Source organism: Pseudarthrobacter sp. RHLT1-30-1, assembly GCF_059383415.1.
Genome location: NZ_JBWZCG010000004.1, coordinates 48,104 through 65,836 on the forward strand (window position 1 = coordinate 48,104; position 17,733 = coordinate 65,836).

The 17,733-nt window shown below is 64.8% G+C and carries 19 protein-coding genes; all 19 read left to right on the plus strand.

The window, feature by feature from the left end; genetic code table 11:
• Window positions 1-7 precede the first annotated feature (7 nt).
• The 19 genes from AC50YM_RS04815 to fabG all read left to right on the plus strand — a co-directional run bounded on the left by AC50YM_RS04815 (window position 8) and on the right by fabG (window position 17,561).
• Window positions 8-433 carry an acyl-CoA thioesterase gene (locus tag AC50YM_RS04815; protein ID WP_494955836.1) on the plus strand — a complete coding sequence of 142 codons (426 nt, stop codon included), beginning with the start codon at window positions 8-10 and terminating at the stop codon, window positions 431-433.
• A 6-nt stretch (window positions 434-439) separates the two neighbouring features.
• Window positions 440-1,789, plus strand: coding sequence for an MFS transporter (locus tag AC50YM_RS04820; RefSeq protein ID WP_494955837.1), 1,350 nt, complete (start codon window positions 440-442; stop codon window positions 1,787-1,789).
• 51 nt (window positions 1,790-1,840) lie between these two features.
• Complete coding sequence (locus AC50YM_RS04825; RefSeq protein ID WP_494955838.1) at window positions 1,841-2,308, plus strand: MaoC family dehydratase; 468 nt, start codon at window positions 1,841-1,843, stop codon at window positions 2,306-2,308.
• Window positions 2,305-3,282: an NAD(P)H-dependent flavin oxidoreductase gene (locus tag AC50YM_RS04830; protein WP_494955839.1), complete on the plus strand. Its 978-nt coding sequence runs from the start codon at window positions 2,305-2,307 to the stop codon at window positions 3,280-3,282. The genes AC50YM_RS04825 and AC50YM_RS04830 overlap by 4 nt, the downstream gene beginning before the upstream one ends.
• A 175-nt stretch (window positions 3,283-3,457) precedes the next feature.
• On the plus strand, window positions 3,458-4,153 hold the full coding sequence (locus AC50YM_RS04835; protein ID WP_494955840.1) for a GntR family transcriptional regulator: 696 nt from the start codon (window positions 3,458-3,460) through the stop codon (window positions 4,151-4,153).
• A gap of 170 nt (window positions 4,154-4,323) precedes the next feature.
• Window positions 4,324-5,106, plus strand: coding sequence for a hypothetical protein (locus AC50YM_RS04840; protein WP_494955841.1), 783 nt, complete (start codon window positions 4,324-4,326; stop codon window positions 5,104-5,106).
• Window positions 5,103-5,930, plus strand: a complete 828-nt coding sequence (locus AC50YM_RS04845; RefSeq protein WP_494955842.1) for an alpha/beta fold hydrolase — start codon at window positions 5,103-5,105, stop codon at window positions 5,928-5,930. Before AC50YM_RS04840 ends, AC50YM_RS04845 begins: the two co-directional genes overlap by 4 nt.
• A complete protein-coding gene (locus tag AC50YM_RS04850) occupies window positions 5,927-7,582 on the plus strand; it encodes an AMP-binding protein (protein ID WP_494955843.1) in 1,656 nt (551 codons plus the stop codon). The genes AC50YM_RS04845 and AC50YM_RS04850 overlap by 4 nt, the downstream gene beginning before the upstream one ends.
• Window positions 7,583-7,883: 301 nt before the next feature.
• Window positions 7,884-9,038 (plus strand): ABC transporter substrate-binding protein, encoded by a 1,155-nt coding sequence (locus AC50YM_RS04855; protein ID WP_494955844.1) that lies wholly within the window; start codon window positions 7,884-7,886, stop codon window positions 9,036-9,038.
• Window positions 9,039-9,047: 9 nt separating this feature from the next.
• A complete protein-coding gene (locus AC50YM_RS04860) occupies window positions 9,048-9,944 on the plus strand; it encodes a branched-chain amino acid ABC transporter permease (RefSeq protein ID WP_494955845.1) in 897 nt (298 codons plus the stop codon).
• Window positions 9,941-10,879 carry a branched-chain amino acid ABC transporter permease gene (locus AC50YM_RS04865; RefSeq protein WP_494955846.1) on the plus strand — a complete coding sequence of 313 codons (939 nt, stop codon included), beginning with the start codon at window positions 9,941-9,943 and terminating at the stop codon, window positions 10,877-10,879. Before AC50YM_RS04860 ends, AC50YM_RS04865 begins: the two co-directional genes overlap by 4 nt.
• Window positions 10,869-11,624 (plus strand): ABC transporter ATP-binding protein, encoded by a 756-nt coding sequence (locus AC50YM_RS04870; protein ID WP_494955847.1) that lies wholly within the window; start codon window positions 10,869-10,871, stop codon window positions 11,622-11,624. The genes AC50YM_RS04865 and AC50YM_RS04870 overlap by 11 nt, the downstream gene beginning before the upstream one ends.
• Window positions 11,602-12,333, plus strand: coding sequence for an ABC transporter ATP-binding protein (locus tag AC50YM_RS04875; protein WP_494955848.1), 732 nt, complete (start codon window positions 11,602-11,604; stop codon window positions 12,331-12,333). Before AC50YM_RS04870 ends, AC50YM_RS04875 begins: the two co-directional genes overlap by 23 nt.
• Window positions 12,330-14,003 carry an AMP-binding protein gene (locus tag AC50YM_RS04880; RefSeq protein ID WP_494955849.1) on the plus strand — a complete coding sequence of 558 codons (1,674 nt, stop codon included), beginning with the start codon at window positions 12,330-12,332 and terminating at the stop codon, window positions 14,001-14,003. The genes AC50YM_RS04875 and AC50YM_RS04880 overlap by 4 nt, the downstream gene beginning before the upstream one ends.
• Window positions 14,000-15,055 (plus strand): alcohol dehydrogenase catalytic domain-containing protein, encoded by a 1,056-nt coding sequence (locus AC50YM_RS04885; protein WP_494955850.1) that lies wholly within the window; start codon window positions 14,000-14,002, stop codon window positions 15,053-15,055. The genes AC50YM_RS04880 and AC50YM_RS04885 overlap by 4 nt, the downstream gene beginning before the upstream one ends.
• A complete protein-coding gene (locus tag AC50YM_RS04890; protein ID WP_494955851.1) occupies window positions 15,048-15,551 on the plus strand; it encodes a MaoC/PaaZ C-terminal domain-containing protein in 504 nt (167 codons plus the stop codon). Before AC50YM_RS04885 ends, AC50YM_RS04890 begins: the two co-directional genes overlap by 8 nt.
• 1 nt (window position 15,552) lies before the next feature.
• Window positions 15,553-16,005, plus strand: a complete 453-nt coding sequence (locus AC50YM_RS04895) for a MaoC family dehydratase (RefSeq protein WP_494955852.1) — start codon at window positions 15,553-15,555, stop codon at window positions 16,003-16,005.
• 23 nt (window positions 16,006-16,028) lie between these two features.
• Window positions 16,029-16,787, plus strand: a complete 759-nt coding sequence (locus tag AC50YM_RS04900) for an enoyl-CoA hydratase/isomerase family protein (protein WP_494955853.1) — start codon at window positions 16,029-16,031, stop codon at window positions 16,785-16,787.
• 36 nt (window positions 16,788-16,823) lie between these two features.
• On the plus strand, window positions 16,824-17,561 hold the full coding sequence (gene fabG / locus AC50YM_RS04905) for a 3-oxoacyl-ACP reductase FabG (protein ID WP_494955854.1): 738 nt from the start codon (window positions 16,824-16,826) through the stop codon (window positions 17,559-17,561).
• The last annotated feature ends 172 nt before the right edge of the window (window positions 17,562-17,733 follow it).

Consider the following 17,733-nt stretch of genomic DNA (forward strand, 5'->3'; position numbering starts at 1 on the left):
GCGTTTAATGTCGAAGGTCTACACAACCCCGGTCCACGTCCGGTGGTCCGACCAGGATGTCTTTGGCCATGTAAACAATGCCAGACTGCTGACCCTGCTGGAGGACGCCAGAATCCGCTTCCTGACCCAGGTTGCCGCTGGTGAGGGGTACCCGGAGTTCGGGGCACCAAAATTGGTGGCGTCGCAGACTATTAACTACCGCCGACCGGTGCATTTCGGCCCCGAACTGTTGGTTGACATCAGCGTGGCCCGAATCGGATCCAAGTCCTACACCCTGGGCTATGTGGGACGGCAGGACGACGCCGTCGTCCTCGACGCTCTCACCGTAATGGTGCCGCTGACCGAGGCAGGTGGGTCCGCGCGCGAACTCACCGACGGCGAAAAGTCCTACCTCGAACAGTTCCTGAGCCAACCCGTGCCGGCCTTGGTATAGCGCCACATGGCATCGTCCGCCAAGGAGCCGTCCCGGATCCTTTACGTCGCCCTGCTCGGTGTCCCCACACTGGGCACCCTGTCAAGCAACATCATGAACGCCCCGCTGCATACCATCCAGACCGATCTCGGAGCCGATTCCAGCGGGGTGGTCCTGGCGGTGAGCGCGTTCACCGTGGCGATGGTGATGTGTGTGCCACTGGCCGGTTGGCTCTGCGACCGCTTCGGTGCGAAAAACGTCCTGGTGTATTCCCTGGCCATCATGGTCATCGCGGAACTGGGCGCGGCGCTCGCCCAGGATCTGCCCGCGCTCGTTGCCATGAGGACGCTGCAGGGGATTGGCTGCAGCGCCATCCCTCCCGGCGTGCTGCAGCCCTTGACCCGGCTCTGGCCGGAAAAACAGGCGTTCTCGACCGCCGCATGGGCTTCGGCCAGCGGCCTGGGGCAGGCCATCGGCCCGCCTTTCGGAGGGCTCGTCACCGAGGCGGCCGGGTGGCGGTATGTCTTCGTGGTGCATGCCGCGCTTTGTGCCGCGGCCATCGTCATCCTGCTCAAATCGATGCCGGCAGGCAACTATGGAAGGCCCCCGGTCCACGCCGCGGGGCTTACCTGCCTCATAGTCGGCGGAGGGTCGCTGGTCATCGCTTTCACGATGGCCGGGCAGCACACGGGCGGCCCGTTGCCCGTCCTAGTGCTGGCCGGGGGCGTGGCCGGGCTGGTGCTGTATACCGTGATCGCGGTCCGGAACCCCTTGGCGCTGGTGGCCCCGCGGGCGCTCTATGAACGGCATTTCATCCGAAGCACCGCGGCGGCTTCAACGTCCATGTTCGTATTGGGTGTCTGCATCGTGACGATGCCGCTTTATCTGGCCGTCCACCTGGACCTGCAGCCCGGGGCGGTGGGCCTGGTTCTGCTGGGCCTGGCCGCGGCGATGATGGGAATGGCACCGCTGTCGCCACGGCTCAGTGCTGCCTCGTCCGCGCGCCGTGTCCTGCAGCTTGGCCTCCTCCTACTGTTGGCCTCCACCACCTCGCTCGGCATCCTGACGTCGGTCACCGCACGGATACCCGTGTGGCCGTTCGTTCTGGCGCTGGTTGTGGCCGGTGCCGGGCTGGCATTCACCCAGAGCATCTCGGCGCTGGGGATCACACGCTCCGCAGTGGGGCAACGGGGCATGGCGCTGGGCATCCACAACATGGTTCGTTTCACCGGGATGGCCGCCGGCTACGCATGGGTGGCGGTGACCTACCCGCTGGGCAGCCTTTGGTTGACATTCGGCGGCGCCGCCCTGGTTGCAGTGCTTGGCTTCATCCCCACGCTCATGTCTTTTGAAACAGCAGTACCGGAGCCGGTGTAATGCCACACCGGCGTGCACAACAACCGGAATACCCGTCGAAAGGATCAAACAATGTTGGTTGTATCGGGAATTGATGGACTGAAAGACCTGGTCGGAACGGAACTGGGGGTTAGCGACTGGCTGGCTGTGGACCAGGCCCGGATCCAACTCTTCGCGGACGCCACGGGGGACCATCAATGGATCCACACCGATCCGGAACGGGCGGCCAGCGGGCCGTTCGGCAAGACGATCGCGCATGGGTATATGTCGCTGTCGTTGTTTCCCGCCCTGGCGGCGCAGATCTACCAGGTCGATGGCCTGGAGCTGACGGTGAATTATGGGCTGGACAAGGTCAGGTTCCCCGCACCGGTGCCAGTGGGATCACTTATCCGGAGCAGACTTGAGCTGCTGGCGGTGACGCCCTCCGACCGGGGGGTGCGGGCCTTCGTCCGGCATACCATGGAGCTCGAGGGCTCCACGCGGCCCGCGTGCGTTGCGGAGCAGATCCGCTTTATGATCGCCGAAAGCAGCGAGTCATGAAGACACGGGCCACGGAACTTCTGGGCATCGAGCATCCTGTCGTCCAGGGCGGCATGCAGTGGGTGGCAACGGCCGAACTCGCCGCCGCCGTTTCGAACGCTGGAGCGCTCGGCGTAATCAGCGCGCTCACCACCGGTTCGCCGGAAAATTTGGCGCGCGAAATCCGACGCTGCCGGGCGTTGACGGACCGCCCGTTCGGGGTAAACCTGACCATTTTGCCGTCTATCACGCCCCCTCCGTACGACGAATACCGGGACGTGATTGTTGCCGAAAAAGTTCCGGTGGTGGAGACCGCTGGCAACAACCCGGGTCCGTTCGTGGACACCTTCAAAGCCCACGGGATCACCACCATCCACAAATGCACCAGCGTGCGGCACGCGCTCAAAGCCGAATCGCTGGGCGTGGACATCGTCAGTATTGACGGGTTCGAATGCGCCGGCCACCCGGGCGAGGACGACGTTCCCGGACTGGTTCTGATTCCGGCGGCGACCGCCCGGCTCCGGATACCGGTGCTGGCTTCCGGCGGCATCGCTGACGGGCGCGGATTGGTAGCAGCACTTGCCCTTGGAGCCGAGGGGATCAGCATGGGAACTCGATTTATGTGTACCAAGGAATCCCCTATTCACCAGCGGATCAAGGACGCGATCGTGTCGGCAACCGAGTTGGACACCGAGCTGATCTTCCGGCAATTGCGCAACACCTCGCGCGTGGCGAGCAATTCGGTCAGCCGCGAAGCGGTGGAGGTGCTCTCCAAGGGCGGCGCCTTCGAGGATGTCAGGGAGCTGGTGGCCGGGACCCGAGGCAGACAGGTCTATGCCGAGGGGGATCCCGAGCATGGTGTCTGGACCGTCGGTATGGTCCAGGGGTTGATCCACGATGTGCCGGGCTGCGCGGAGCTGGTGGGCCGGATAGTGGCCGAGGCGGAGATGCTGATCGACTCCAGGTTGCGGGCTGCGGTGGGCGCTGTGGCCTGAGGTTGGCGTCCATTCCTTCACGCGCATTCAAGTCGACGCCTCCGGCGCCGAGGTCGGGCGTCGGCGGCACGGAGTGAAGGGAAAACGGCCCGCGGTCGTCCCGGATAGCGGCAGGTTCGGAAGGGGATGGCGTATCTTAACAACATCCTCCTTTCCGCTAAAGAAAAGTCTTTCGATGTCCCGGCAGCCACCGAAGAAACCCGCCCGCCCTCAGCTCAGCCAGGAGGCTGCCGCGCATGTGCGGGCGCTAATCATGGCCGGTGAGCTCAAGCCGGGAACGCCGGTGCTTGCCGAAACCATTGCAGAGGTGCTCGGTATTTCCACCACGCCGGCACGCGAAGGCCTGCAGTCCCTGCGCGTGGAGGGGTTCCTGGAACTGATCCCGCGGCATGGTTTCCAGGTGGCTCCCCTGACGGGCACCGACATCCGCGACCTGTTCCAGATCCAAGGCCTGATAGCGGGCGAGCTTGCTGCCCGGGCGACAACGGCGGCTACGAGCGAGGACATTGAGGAGCTGGATGCACTGCACCATGAACTCATCGCAGCGGCCCGCCGGCATGACCAGCGGGTGCTGGAGGAGAAAAACCACGCCTTCCACCGGGAAATAAACGTGATAGCCGGCTCGCGCAAGATCATCTGGGCATTGGGGCTGCTGTCCCGCTACGTGCCCAGGGAGTTCTACTCCTCCATTACGGGCTGGCCGCAGGCCACGGTGGATGACCATGCGCTCCTGCTGGAGAGCATCCGCAGCCGCGATGCCGAAGCGGCCCGGACCGCGATGCACCAGCACCTGATCCATGCTGGGGAGCTGCTGGCTGATTACTTTGATCGCCGCGTGGCGCAGGACGGCGAGGAAGCCCGCCCACGCTAGGAGGCCCGGCCGCAACCATATTCTGTCCCGCTCTCAGCTCAATAGCGACCACCCACTATTGCGTAAATATAATATATTCACTACTTTAGAGTCAGGATTTCCGGTGGTTTTCCCCGCCGGTCCCTCGGGGCGAACGCACCCGGATGATTTTCCTGACTCAAAGGAGAGCAGTGAGCGAACTCTTGCTAGGCCGTACATATACCAGCGATCTACATGTCATAGCGGTTTCCCAGGCCGGCGGTGCGACCCTGGCTGGGCTTCCGGCTGCGGGCACACCGGGTGACGACGGAACGCTGGCCGGCTACGGCCTCAGCTCGCTGCTCGCGGCCTTGCGACGCAGCGCCCCCGCCTGGACCCTGGTCAGGGCTGACTGGAGGAACCGCCGGCCGGTCGCCGCTGGGCAGGAGGTCCGCCATGAACTCACGCTCACCCGGGTTCGCCGGGCCGGCACTGGTTCGCTGTTCAGCGCGAGCGCAGTCCTGCGGGCCGAGAACGGCACTGTGCTGGAGCAGGGGACCTGTGAGTTCGCCTCGCCAGCCGCTCCCGGCAAGGAAGCCGGCGGACGCTACCAGTTTGGCACCGTCGAATGGGGCAGGCTCCTGGTCCCCTATCTGGAAGGAAATGAGCAGTTCACCAGCGCCATCGCGTCCTATGACGGCACTGTCGGCCTCGCCGCGGGCACCGGGGAGGTCCACTTCCGGCTCTACAAGGGCGCGGTCCTGGAAGTCGTCCGGCGGGCCATTCACGGCTCGGACTTCACCCTGGAGGCCGATGACAGCGTCTGGTCGGAGCTAATCCTGGGCGCTCGCAATGACTTCATGGACCGCGCCATGAAGGGGCAGTTTCGCACGCGCGGCAGCGGTTACGAATACCTGCGCATGACCAAGGCTTTGGTCTGTATTATCGACGCGGCCCGCGCGGCAGCCGCAACCGGAGAGGATGTGGCCCCGTGAATCTGGCAGCGCACTATTTGAACATTGAGGGATCCTTGGCATTTGTGGAGGATTGGGGCCAAGGGCAGCCGGTCTTTTGTATCCACACCGCCGGCCAGAGCGGGGTCCAGTACCGCTACGCGGCGAAGGAACTCGCCGCGCTGGGCTATCGGGTGATCGTTCCGGACCTGCCGGGCCACGGCCGCACTGAGCCGAGCCCCGGCGGGGCCGTCACCAACCTGGGCGACTATGCCGCCTGGTGCGTCCGCGTGATCGAAGCCCTCGGGCTGGAGCGGCCGGTCATCTTGGGATGTTCCATCGGCGGCAAGATTTCCCTTGACGTCGCAGCCCGGATGGGGGACCGGATCAGTGCCGTCATCGCCATGGCAGCCAGTGCCGAGCCGGGCGCCATCAATGTGAACGGCCTGCGGCGCGAGCTGGAAGATACCGCCGCGCCGAGCCGGCGCGACCGGACCTTTTACGGCACCCGCGCGGTCGTCGGTTCCAAGGTCCCGGATGCCGAGCGGGACATGATCGCCCGGATGCACTGTCGGGAAGACGCGGAAATTTCCATCTCGGACCTGATCGGCTGGGGCACCCACCAGGTCTTCGACCGGCTGACGGACGTCACAGCCCCCGCCCATCTGGTCCTCGGCAGCGACGACCTATGGGTAGACCCGGCAGCGGTACACCGCGCATTGGCGGAGATCGACGGCGCCGACTACACCTACTTGGAGGGGATCGGCCACTATCCGATGGAGGAAATGCCGGATTTCCCCGACTTCGTGCACGGCTGGCTTGCCTCCAAAGGTATCGGCATGAACGTCCCGGCGGGCGTGCGATGAACGCGCTCTACGACGCCCTGGCCGTCCGAACAGCGGCCAACCCTCAGGCCCCCCTCTTCCTGGAACCGGTGGGCGGCGTTTATGCCCCGCTCAGCCGCGCGGATTTCCTCGCCGAGACGGACCGTTTCACCGCCCTGCTGCGCCGCAACGGAATCGGCGACGGCGACTGCGTGGCCACCTGGCTGCCCAATTGGTCCTCAGCCGTCGCTTGGCAGTTCGCGGCCTCCGCCGTGGGCGCCCACGTAATCGGCATCAATACGCGGTACAACGTCGCCGAGGTTGCCCACGTGTTCCGGAAGGCGCAGCCCCGGCTGGTCGTGATGGCGCACGATTTCCAGCGCCTGGATCTGCTGGGGATGGCCAAAGCGGCTCTTGCCGAGGCCGGGCTGCGGCCGGTTCCCGCAGTCGTTCCCCAGGCCGGGCCGGGATGCGGGGCTCCCGCCAATCCGGCCGCCTACGACGTCGGCGGAGGAGTCCTTCGGCCCGTCTCCTCGAGCGCCGTTCCCGCTCCGGCAGGAATTGAGAAGCCCACACTCCGCCGGTCAGGTGGCGGCGAGGCTGCCGCCGTGCGCGACCCGCTCGCTGTGGCCTTCACGACGTCGGGCTCCACGGGCATGCCCAAGCTCGCGGCGCACAGCGAGGCCGGGGTGATCCACCACGGCACCGCCGATGCGGCCACCATGGACCTGCACGAGGGCGATTTGATGGTAGCCGCACTGCCCTTCTCCGGCGTCTTCGGCTTCAATACGGTGATGGCAGCCATCTTCGCCGGGGCTACCACGCTGCTGCATCCGGTATTCAATGAAAAACAGCTGCTCGGGGCGATGGCCGAGCACGGGGCCACGCATTTCGTCGGGGCAGATGACATGCTTACCCGGATCGAAGCCGCCTGGCGCGAAGAACCGGTGGATCTGTCCGCGTGGCGCCGGATTCATATGGCGGACTTCCTGGGCCGCACTTATGAGATCGCGCAGTGGGCCGGGGACACCTTCGGCACCGTCGCGGCGGGGGTGTACGGCTCCTCCGAGCTTTTTGCCCTTCTGGCCTTCTGGCGGCCGGAGACAGAAGTACCCAGGCGCTGGAGCGGCGGTGGGATCCCGGTCTCGGATCGGATCGAGGTCCGGATTGCGGATCCCGGCGGTGCGGTTGTGCTCGATTCCGGCGACGGCGAACTGCAGTTCCGCGGCCCGAATGTGGTCAACGCGTACCTCGGCGACGAGGGCGAAGGCGCTGAGGCGTTCACCCCTGATGGCTGGTTCCGCAGTGGTGACCTCGGTCGGCAGACGCCGGACGGCGGGTTCGAATATATCTGCCGCGCCGGTGACGTGCTGCGGCTGCGCGGGTTCCTGGTGGAGCCGGCGGAGATCGAGCGCCGCCTTGGCGAGCATCCTGCTGTGGACACCGCCAAGGTGGTCGGCATCCGCGACGGCGGCGGCGAAACCAACGCCGTAGGCTTCGTGACGCTCGTGCAGGGGGTGGAAGTACCCACGAGCGCGCAGCTGCGCACGTGGTGCCAGGAGAGCCTTGCCCGCTTCAAGGTGCCAACCGTGGTGCATGTCATAGAGGACATGCCCACGACGGCCGGTACCAACGGAAGCAAGATCAAGGCTGCAACCCTGCGGGACTGGGCGCAGCAGCGGGGTCTGTCCTGATCCTGTGCGAAGCTCGGGCCGCCTGCAGATAGGCCGGCAGAGCGGCGGTGGACGACCCATGCGGGCGTCCGCCGCCGTTCCAGTGCCCAGCGGTTCTTGCCGCTGGCAACGCCGCCGCGACCGGAATATATTTCAGTTCCCCTGAGAGCAGAACAACTACTTCGCCACCCTTGTGGACTCCACTTATATAATATATTGTCATGCCTGTGGCCCAGGTCACGCAGCATCAACGTTTCAGTTAGCAAAGTCGGGAAGACCGCCGTTCCGGTAGCCCGCAGACTTCCCAATGGAGGGAAAGCAGATGATCGCTAGACGAACACTTTTTGCAGCGGCTGCCGTCGCCCTGGTGATGGAACTCACGGCGTGCGGGGGCGCCGGAAACGGGGCTACCGGCGCGGCACCGGAGAAGATCGTCATCGGCGGGCTCTGGGCCATGAGCGGTCCGAGCGCGGCCTACGGCGACTGGTACTCCAACGGAGCAAACCTGGCCGTAAAGGAAATCAACGACGCCGGCGGTCTTAACGGCAAGACCAAGATCGAACTGAAGATCGAGGACACCCAGGCTCAGGCCGACACGGCCGTCACGGCACTGCAGCGCCTGATCGGTGAGGATGTTCGCTTTGTGGAGTCGGCATTCTCCAGCCAGACCCTGGCGCTGATGCCGATCGCGAACCAGCGCAAGATTCCGGTCATGAACGGCGGAGCCCAGAGCCCGCTGTTGGCCAAGACCGGCGATTTCCTTTTCAACGATATTCCATTGATCTACAAGGAGAGCGCGATTCTGGGCAAGTACCTGCACAGCGGTGCCAAGCTCTCCAAGGCCGCCGTCCTCCACACCAGCGACGACGGTGGTGTGGCGGCGTACGAGGCCTTCAAGCAGTCCTACGAGGCCGACGGCGGCCAGGTTGTCGCAGTCGAAAGCGGCAAGTACCAGGGAACCGACTACCGGTCCCAGCTCACCAAGCTCAAGGGGTCCGGGGCGGACGTCCTGGTCATCGGGGCCTTCGGCCAGGATTCCAACAACATCATTTCCCAGGCCCGTGAAATCGGCTGGAACGTGCAGATGGCCAATACCTCTTGGGTATCCATCCCTGACGTCCTTGCCAACCCGGCGGCCGAGGGCCTGATCCACACCAGTATCCCGTTCACCCCGACCGCCAAGTTCGCCGCTTCCTACAAGGCCGCCTACGGCAAAGAGCCGACCACCGGCTACATCGGTAACTACTACGACGGCATCAAGGTCTGGGCCGCGGCCTACGAGAAGGCCAGCCAGGGCGGCAGTATCGATCCCGACGGCACGGCAGTCATGAAGGCCCTGCACGAAATCAAGACTTTCGATTCCTCCTACGGCTCCGAGTTGTCCTTCGACGACAAGGGCGTCGCCGACCGGCCCATCTCCATCTCAAAGATTTCCGGCGGTGCCTCCGCCGTCTTCCTGGAAAACTACGCCGGCTAACGAGGAATCATGTCACTATTTGTTCAACTGCTGCTCAACGGGCTGGTCTCCGGATCCCTGTATGCGCTGGTGGCCGTGGGGTTCGGACTGATCTTCGGCGCCACCAAGCACTTCCACATCTCGCACGCGGCGGTCTTCGCCTCCGGCGGATATCTGACGTACCTGTTCGGCTCCACCCTGGGCCTGCCGGCCCCCGCTGCCGCCGCCGCCGGCATCGCCATAGCGGTGGTCGTCGGTGTAGCCATCGTCCGCTTCCTTTATGTGCCGTTGAACAAACGTGGCGGCCAGGGGTTCATCCTCTTCCTGGTCTCGCTCGGCGTGCTGACCGTGCTGGATAACATTTTCACCCTTGGCCTCGGTGCCCGACCGGCAAAACCGGACCTGGGCGGCTGGTTCAGCAAGGCCCAGCAGATCGGCCCTTGGACGCTGACGGTCGGGCAGATTGTGATCATTGTCCTGACCTTCCTAATGTTTGCCGGCCTCGTGCTCTCCCTCGAGCGCACCCGGGCCGGCAAGCTCATCAAGGCCTACTCCGGCAATCCTGAATTCTTCGAAGTCTTCGGACGGAAGCCGCTGGTGGTCCTGACCTTGGTCTACGCCGTCGGTTCGCTGTTCGCAGCTGTCGCCGGAACCTACATCGCAGCCGACATCGGCATGCAGCCAGGGCTCGGCGAGCAGTACTTCATCGTTGCCATTATGGCTGTCTTCATCGGCGGAATCGGCAGCATCCGCGGCGCCTTCGTTGCAGCCATGCTGCTGGGCGTATTGCAGAATCTGCTGCTGCTTTGGATGGGTGCGCAATGGACACTGGCCGCGGTCTTCCTCGCCTTTTTGATCCTCATCACGGCCAGTCCCCAGGGGCTCCAGGCCATCAAACTGCAGACAAGAAAGAGGAGGCTGGCATGACACTGCTGCTGTCGCTGGTCACATCCATCGCAATCTTCGGAATCCTTTCGGTCTCCCTGGGCCTGCTGACCGGACACCTCGGAATCTTCTCCATGGCTCATGCCGCACTCTTCGGAATCGGCGCCTATACTTCCGCGTTCCTCACCGTGAAAGTGGGCTGGGACTTCATCCCCGCCCTGTGCATGGCGATGGTCATCACGGCGCTCGCTGGGGCGGTCATGGCAGTGCCGTCCCTGCGCGTCTCCGGCGACTACTTCCTGGTGGCTTCGTTCGCCCTGCAGGTCGTGGCGACCAGCTTGTTCGAAAACTGGACGGATGTCACCGGCGGCACCGCCGGTGTACCGGGCATACTACGACCGGAGCTCGGCCCTGTGGAGTTCTACACGGACGGATCCTTCCTGGTGCTGTGTCTGGTGGTGCTGGCACTCATTACCGGCTTCATCTGGTTTCTCGTCCACTCACCGTACGGGCGCATGCTCCATGTCATCCGGGACGACGAGACGGTGGCCGCGACCATGGGCAAGCCGATTGCCGCCTCTAAGGTCATTGTGACCATGGTCAGCGGCGCCTGCGCCGGCATCGCCGGTGTCCTCTACGGCCAGTACCTGATGTACATCAGTCCGGCGTCCTTCGAGGTCCACGTCTCGGTGACCATCGTGACCATGATCGTGATCGGCGGCATGACATCGGTGTTCGGCACCGTGGTCGGCGCGGCCATCATCCTGTTGATCCCGGAGGCGCTCAAGCTGGTCCATCTGCCGACGTCGGTGGCCGGCCCGCTGGAGCAGGTTTTCTTCGGCGTGCTGCTGGTGGTCCTGATGTTCTTCAGGCCGCAGGGCATCTTCGGCGAGCTGCCGCGCGGCCGCAAGCAAAAAGTGGGCACGCAGCCCGACGGCGACAACCACACGACGGAGGTGAAAGCACATGCTGCTTGAGATCAAGGATTTGAACAAGCACTTCGGCGGTCTGCACGCCGTCCGGGACGCCACCTTCACCGTGCCGGAAAACAAGGTCACCGGCTTGGTGGGCCCCAACGGCGCCGGCAAGACGACAGTGTTCAATATGGTCACCGGAACCATTGCTCCGGATTCCGGGGTTGTCACTTTTCGGGGCAAGGACATAACTAGGGCGTCGGCCCAGGAAAGGGTCCACCACGGCATTGCCCGCACCTTTCAGGATGTCCGGCTGCTGCCGCGGCTGACCGTGGCGGAAAACGTGGCTGTAGGCGTGCAGGGCCAGCCCGGAGAGAATTTCTTCAAGGTCTTCCTGACCCCGGCCCTGGTGCGCAGGCGCGAAAAGGACACCATGGCCCGCGTGCAGGAGTGCCTGGACTTCGTCGGCATCAGTGACAAGGTCCGCCGGGAACCGGCAGGCAACCTCTCCTACGGCGAACAGAAGCTGGTCTCCATCGCCCGGCTGCTGGCCACCGATGCGCACCTACTGCTGTTGGACGAACCGACGTCCGGGCTGGACGAGTCCTCGCTGGACCAGTTCCGTGCGGTGCTGGCCAAGCTCATTGCCGACGGCCGCACCGTGCTGATGGTGGAGCACAACATGCTGCTCGTCCGCGAGCTCTGCGACAGCGCCGTCTTCCTGGCTTCGGGCCAGGTGCTCGCCGTCGATACCCCGGAGAATCTGATGGAAAGGGAGGAACTCCGTGAAGTCTACTTCGGAGCCTAGGACGGACACGGCACGGGTGGGCCTGACAGCCCAGCTGGAGGTCTCTGAGGTCCATGCCCAGGTGGGAGGCCAGCATGTGCTTCAGGGCCTATCGCTGACCATCCAGGAAGGCGAATTCCTGGCTATCCTGGGCCACAACGGGGCAGGGAAGTCCACGCTGCTGCGCACTGTCATGGGACTGGTCAAGGCCCAGCGAGGGAGCCTGTCCTTCGAAAACCAGGACATCACCAAGCTGAACACACCGCAGATAGTGCACTCGGGTCTCACCCTGGTCCCGCAGCAGCGCGGTTACTTCGAAAATCTCACGGTCGAGGACAACCTAGGCCTTGCGGTCACCGCAGGCCGGATCACACTGGACACTATTTACGAACTGTTTCCCATCCTGGTGGAGCGGAAAAAGCAGCTGGTAGCCACCATGAGCGGCGGGCAGCGCCAGATGGTGGCAATCGGAATCGCGCTGCTGTCCAACCCGAAGTTGTTGATGCTGGATGAGCCGTCCGTGGGCCTGCAACCGAACCTGGTCGAGCGCGTGATGGAGGTCGCCGCCCAGATCAACCGGGACTTCGGAATTACGGTAATTCTGGTGGAGCAGAACATCGATAAAGCCCTGGCCGTGGCGCACCGCGTCGCAGTGATCAACCGCGGCCGGATCGCATTGAACAAGCCGACCGCCGAAGTCGAATCCAAGGAAATCTGGGATCTGCTTTGAGCCGAGAAAACTATGCCGCGCTGCTGCAGGATCTGGCCCGGACACACGGCAGCAAGACTGCCCTGATTGACGACGCCGGTACCATCACTTTTTCCGGCCTGGCCGACCGGACAAACCGGCTGGCAGCCGGTTTGTCCGGTCTCGGGGTGGGACCGGGGGACGTGGTCGCAATCTGGCTGCCGAACACCATCGAGTGGGCGGAAATCGCGCTGGCCGCGGGCCGGCTCGGAGCTACTGCACTGGGTGTGAACACCAAATTGCGCTCCCACGATGTGCAGCAGTTGGTGGCCGAGTCCGGGGCCAAGGTACTTGTCACCTACCCGGGCTTCAAGGGAATCGACTTCCTGGGCATGCTGGCGGATATCAGCAGATCCGGTGCAGGGATGCCGCGCTCGCTGACGCATATCGTGCATATCCGTTCAGCGGGGCTCCCGCGTCCCTCCGGACCTGACCGGACTCTGGTGGATTATGAGACGCTGCTGGAGGGCGATGCCGCATGCCCGACGGCGCCGGGCGGTGCAGCGGAGCTTCCGGCCCAGGCTTTCACCTCATCTGGGAGTACCGGCCGGCCGAAAATCATCCTGCATAACCAGCGGGGCCTGCTGTTTCACGGCCATGAGGTGGCCGGGCGGTTCGGCTATGACGCACAGGACGCTGTCGTCTTTGGAACCCTGCCGCTCTGCGGCGTGTTCGGCTTCAATACGCTGATGGCGGCCCTTGCGGCCGGCCGCCCTTTGGTGCTCCAATCCGTCTTCAATCCCGAGGATGCTTTGTCGCTGGTCGAAAAGCACCAGATCACCCACATGAACCTGTCCGACACGATGCTGCGCATGATGCTGGACGCCCTGGCGGACCCGGGCCGCGTCGCCTCGTGGCGTGAGGCAGCGTTCGGCAACTTTACCGCCACGGACCCGATGGACATGATCCGTACGGGGGAGCAGCTGGGCAAGAAGTTTTTCCAGACCTATGGCTCCAGTGAAGTCCTGGCACTAATGACGTATCCGGAACAAGGATCCACTGCCGGACGCTGGGCGCTCGGCGGGGGTGTCCCGGTGTCGGAGGACATCGAGGTTCGGATTCGTGACGCCGACACAGGCCTTCCGGTTGCCGCGGGTGCACACGGTGAAATCGAAGTCCGCGGCCCCAATCTGTCGATCGGAGTGTTGACGGCGGACGGCATTCGACCCCAGCCCCTCGGCGCGGATGGGTTCTTGGGCACGGGGGACCTAGGCTACCTGCGGACCGCGCGGGACGTGGTCTACCTGGCGCGGATGGGGGACGCCCTGCGGCTCGGCGGCTTCCTGGTCAGCCCGCGTGAGGTTGAGGCGTTTCTGGGCGGCCTCACCGGGGTGTTCGAGGCCCAGTACGTTGCGGTGGGGGGACCCAACGGCCTGGTGCCGGTGGCTTTCGTCATTGTCGACAAGGGGGAAAACTCCAAAGGCAGCATCACGGAGGAAGACATCATCGCGGCCTGCCGCGCGCGGCTCGCCGCCTTCAAGGTGCCCCGGCGGGTCCTGATCGTGGACAACTTCCCGATGGTGCGCGGCGCCAACGGGGACAAGGTGCAGCGGAACACGCTGCGCGAATTCGCCTACGAGCACTTGTACGGCAGAGCCGGCAACAACGCTGATGCGGCAAGCACGTCGGGTAAGAACGGACAGAGGGTATGACGGTAGCGGCAACGATGAAGGCCATCCAGATACAGGCATTCGGTGGGCCGGAGGTGATGGAGTACACGACCCTGCCTGTGCCTGTGCCTAAGCCGAACGAGGTCCTGATCAAGGTGGCCTACTGCGGCGTCTGCCGGCATGATCTTCTCACCCGGGCGGGCGCCTTTCCGCGCGCGCAGGTTCCGGTGGTTCTGGGCCACCAGGTCAGCGGGACCGTGGCCGCCGTCGGGAGTTCCGTCACGGAATTCGTAGTCGGCGATCCCGTGATGAGCATGATCTTCGTTGGCTGCGGCGACTGCGGGAATTGCGCCGAGGGCCGAGACGCGCTGTGCACATCTGTGACGCCAAAGTTCCTCGGCGAGGATTACGACGGCGGATACGCGGAGTACGTGGTGATTGCCAAACGCACCGCCGTGAAGATCCCGGGCCGGGTAGGCCTTCCGGAGGCGGCGATCCTGACCTGCACCCTGGGCACCGCCTACCACGGGCTGCTGGGCCGCGGGGAGCTCAAGGCCGGGCAGACGGTGGTCATCACCGGAGCCAGCGGCGGCGTCGGCAGCCACGCCGTTCAGATTGCCAAGGCCGTCGGGGCAACCGTGGTCGGGGTCGTCTCCTCGGCCCGGAGCGAGGCCCGGGTCCGGGCCGCCGGCGCGGACCATGTGATCGTTAGCGCAGAACGGAAGTTCGCCAAGGAACTGCGTGTATTGCTGGGCTATCAGGCCGATCTCGTTCTGGAAGTGATCGGCGCCCCCACCCTGCTGGAATCCCTGCACGCCGTCCGCCCGGGCGGCCGCGTGGTCGTCGTCGGCAATGTCGAAGGTAAGGGCGTCACCGTGCCACCGGCCTACCTGATCCTCAAGGAAATCAGCCTGATCGGCACCAAATCTTGCACCAAAGAGGAGATGGCCGAGGTGCTCGCGTTAATCGAGGCGGGCAAGGTGTCCCCGGAAGTCTCCGAGATCATCCCGCTGGCGCAGGCCCGAAAACTGCATGAGCGGATGGAGGCCCAGGGTGCCTCCGGCCGTGCAGTGCTGGAGGTGGCCGGTGTCTGAGCCGCAGCCCGCAGCGGTGCTGAACTACCCGCCGCACGACGGTCTATTCTACGAAGACTTGGAAGCCGGCCAGTCGTTCCAGTCGCAGGGGCGCACCGTCACCGAGGCCGACCTGACCATGTTTTCCATGCTCTCCGGGGACTGGAACCCGATCCACGCGGATGCCGAGTTCGCCATGAAGAGCCCGTCCGGGCAGCGGCTGGTGCACGGCGTGCTGGGTCTGGCGATCGTAACCGGGCTGATGGACCAGGCCGGCTGGTTCCGGGATTCGGCCATCGCCATGATGGACATCGAGCACTGGAAATTCGCTAAGCCGATCCTGATCGGCGACACCCTGAGGTGTCGGATGGATATCACCTCCGTCCGACCAACGTCCAGGGGCACTGCCGGCGTCGTCGGACGCCGGTTCACACTGACCAACCAGCGCGGCGAGACCGTACAGGCGGGGGACATCGCCATACTGGTCAAGATGCGCAAAGCACCGGAAGGAACCTGAGATGCGGGTAGTGGACGGACTGCAGGGACTGGCCGCATTGGTAGGGCAGGAGCTCGGCGTCAGCGGATGGCTGCGGATCGACCAGGACAGGATTCAGCAATTCGCTAATGCTACCGGCGACCATCAGTGGATCCACGTTGATCCGGTCCGCGCGGCCGGCGGCCCCTACGGGAGAACCATCGCCCACGGCTACCTGACCCTGTCCCTGCTGCCGCTGCTCAGCGGCGAGGTTTACCGGGTGGATGGGCTGAAGCTGACCATGATCTACGGTCTGGATAAGGTCCGTTTCCCGGCGCCTGTTCCGGTGGGATCCAGGCTGCGGAACCGGCCGGTGCTGGTCTCGCTGACGGACACCCGGGCCGGCACTCAGGCGCTCATCCGGCACACGCTGGAGCTTGAGGGCTCCGGGCGGCCGGCCTGCGTGGCGGACCAGATCCGTCTGATGGTGCCGTGATGCCAGCTGCGTATGAATTGGTCTTGACCGAACTGAACGACGGCGTGCTGGTGGTGACGCTAAACGATCCTGCCCGGCGCAACCCGCTGTCCACGCCGATGCGCGAACAGCTAATAGATGTCCTCGCGGCCGCCGCCGCTGACGACGCCGTCAGGGTGCTGGTCCTCACAGGGGCGGACGGCGCGTTCAGCTCGGGTGGGGACCTCTCCGCAATGCCGCCGGCATCGCGGGAAGACAGCGATGAGCGGATGGACCGCGTCCGGACGCTGGTACAGCTCGTCGCGGGATCCGCCAAACCCACAATCGCGGCCCTTGAAGGCCCGGCAGCCGGCATCAGCGTCGGCTTGGCGGCGGCCTGCGACGTCGTCATCATGGCGGAAGGGGCAAAGGTGCTGTTTCCCTTTACCAGGCTGGGACTGCTCCCTGACGGCGGCCTGATGGGCTCGCTGTCGCACCGGATCGGACGGTCCGCAGCCAAACGGGTGCTGCTGCTGGGCAACCCGGTCGGTACCGCCGAGGCGCTCGCCTTAGGGCTTGCGGACGAGGCGGCACCGGCGGGAGCCGCCCTGCATCGGGCACTGGATACCGCCGTCGTGCTCGCCGGCCGGGCGCCGCAGTCGCTGGCGGCGGTCAAGGAATTCTTCGCGGCAGGGCGGCTGGAAGTCGGTGACGCCCTGGCTGCCGAGCAGCGAATCCAGCGGGAACTGTATTTTTCCCAGGATTTCGCCGAAGGCAAGTCCGCTTTCTTCGGGGGCCGCGAGCCCCGGTTCACCGGCAACTGAGCACATGACACACCACAGACAATAGATAGGAACATCATGGGACTTCTTGACGGACGCACCGCGGTCGTTACAGGCGGCGCACAGGGCCTCGGCTACGCGATTGCGGAAGCCTTTGTCCGCGAAGGCGCCAATGTGGTCCTCGGCGACCTGAACGCCGACGGCGTGGCCCAAGCGGCGGCGGCGCTCGGCACGGGCGCCTTGGGCCGGGAGTGCAATGTGACCCGAGAGGCCGACGTGGACGCGCTGATCGCTGCGGCCCGCGAAACGTTCGGTTCGGTGGATGTGATGGTTAACAACGCCGGGATCACCCGCGACGCCACCATGCGCAAGATGACCCCAGACCAGTTCGACCAGGTGATCGACGTGCACCTGAAGGGCTGTTGGCTCGGCACCCGGGCCGCGTCGCTGGTGATGCGTGGACAGGACCGGGGCGGCTCTATCATCAACGTCTCCTCCATCTCCGGGAAGGTCGGAATGATTGGGCAGACCAACTACAGTGCCGCCAAAGCCGGAATTATCGGACTAACCAAGGCAGCGGCCAAGGAAGTGGGGTTCGCCGGGGTCCGCGTCAACGCCGTCCAGCCCGGGATCATCCGCACCCCCATGACGGACGCGCTGCGCGAGGATGTCATGGCCGCGAAGCTGGCCGAGGTGCCAATGGGCCGGGTCGGGGAACCGTCCGAGGTCGCATCGGTGGTGCTGTTCCTGGCAAGCGATATGTCCAGCTACATGAGTGGGACCGTGCTGGAAATTGCCGGTGGACGCCACATCTGAGCCGGCCGCTACACGCACCTGGTCCTGACATCCCCAGCGTCCACGTCCGCCGGGGACGTCAGGACAATTACGGGCACGTGAACGCGTCCGCCCGGTGGTCCTGATCGATGAGGCGCAGAGCGCTATGCTCGACCGGATGACCCGGCGGGGCGGCCGGCCACCTTCGCCGGTC

Bases quoted from the DNA above. Each gene is read 5' to 3' on its own strand.
- AC50YM_RS04815 (WP_494955836.1), top strand. From the start codon at position 8: ATGTCGAAGGTCTACACAACCCCGGTCCACGTCCGGTGGTCCGACCAG.
- AC50YM_RS04820 (WP_494955837.1), top strand. From the start codon at position 440: ATGGCATCGTCCGCCAAGGAGCCGTCCCGGATCCTTTACGTCGCCCTG.
- AC50YM_RS04825 (WP_494955838.1), top strand. From the start codon at position 1,841: ATGTTGGTTGTATCGGGAATTGATGGACTGAAAGACCTGGTCGGAACG.
- AC50YM_RS04830 (WP_494955839.1), top strand. From the start codon at position 2,305: ATGAAGACACGGGCCACGGAACTTCTGGGCATCGAGCATCCTGTCGTC.
- AC50YM_RS04835 (WP_494955840.1), top strand. From the start codon at position 3,458: ATGTCCCGGCAGCCACCGAAGAAACCCGCCCGCCCTCAGCTCAGCCAG.
- AC50YM_RS04850 (WP_494955843.1), top strand. From the start codon at position 5,927: ATGAACGCGCTCTACGACGCCCTGGCCGTCCGAACAGCGGCCAACCCT.
- AC50YM_RS04855 (WP_494955844.1), top strand. From the start codon at position 7,884: ATGATCGCTAGACGAACACTTTTTGCAGCGGCTGCCGTCGCCCTGGTG.
- AC50YM_RS04860 (WP_494955845.1), top strand. From the start codon at position 9,048: ATGTCACTATTTGTTCAACTGCTGCTCAACGGGCTGGTCTCCGGATCC.
- AC50YM_RS04865 (WP_494955846.1), top strand. From the start codon at position 9,941: ATGACACTGCTGCTGTCGCTGGTCACATCCATCGCAATCTTCGGAATC.
- AC50YM_RS04870 (WP_494955847.1), top strand. From the start codon at position 10,869: ATGCTGCTTGAGATCAAGGATTTGAACAAGCACTTCGGCGGTCTGCAC.
- AC50YM_RS04885 (WP_494955850.1), top strand. From the start codon at position 14,000: ATGACGGTAGCGGCAACGATGAAGGCCATCCAGATACAGGCATTCGGT.
- AC50YM_RS04895 (WP_494955852.1), top strand. From the start codon at position 15,553: ATGCGGGTAGTGGACGGACTGCAGGGACTGGCCGCATTGGTAGGGCAG.
- fabG (WP_494955854.1), top strand. From the start codon at position 16,824: ATGGGACTTCTTGACGGACGCACCGCGGTCGTTACAGGCGGCGCACAG.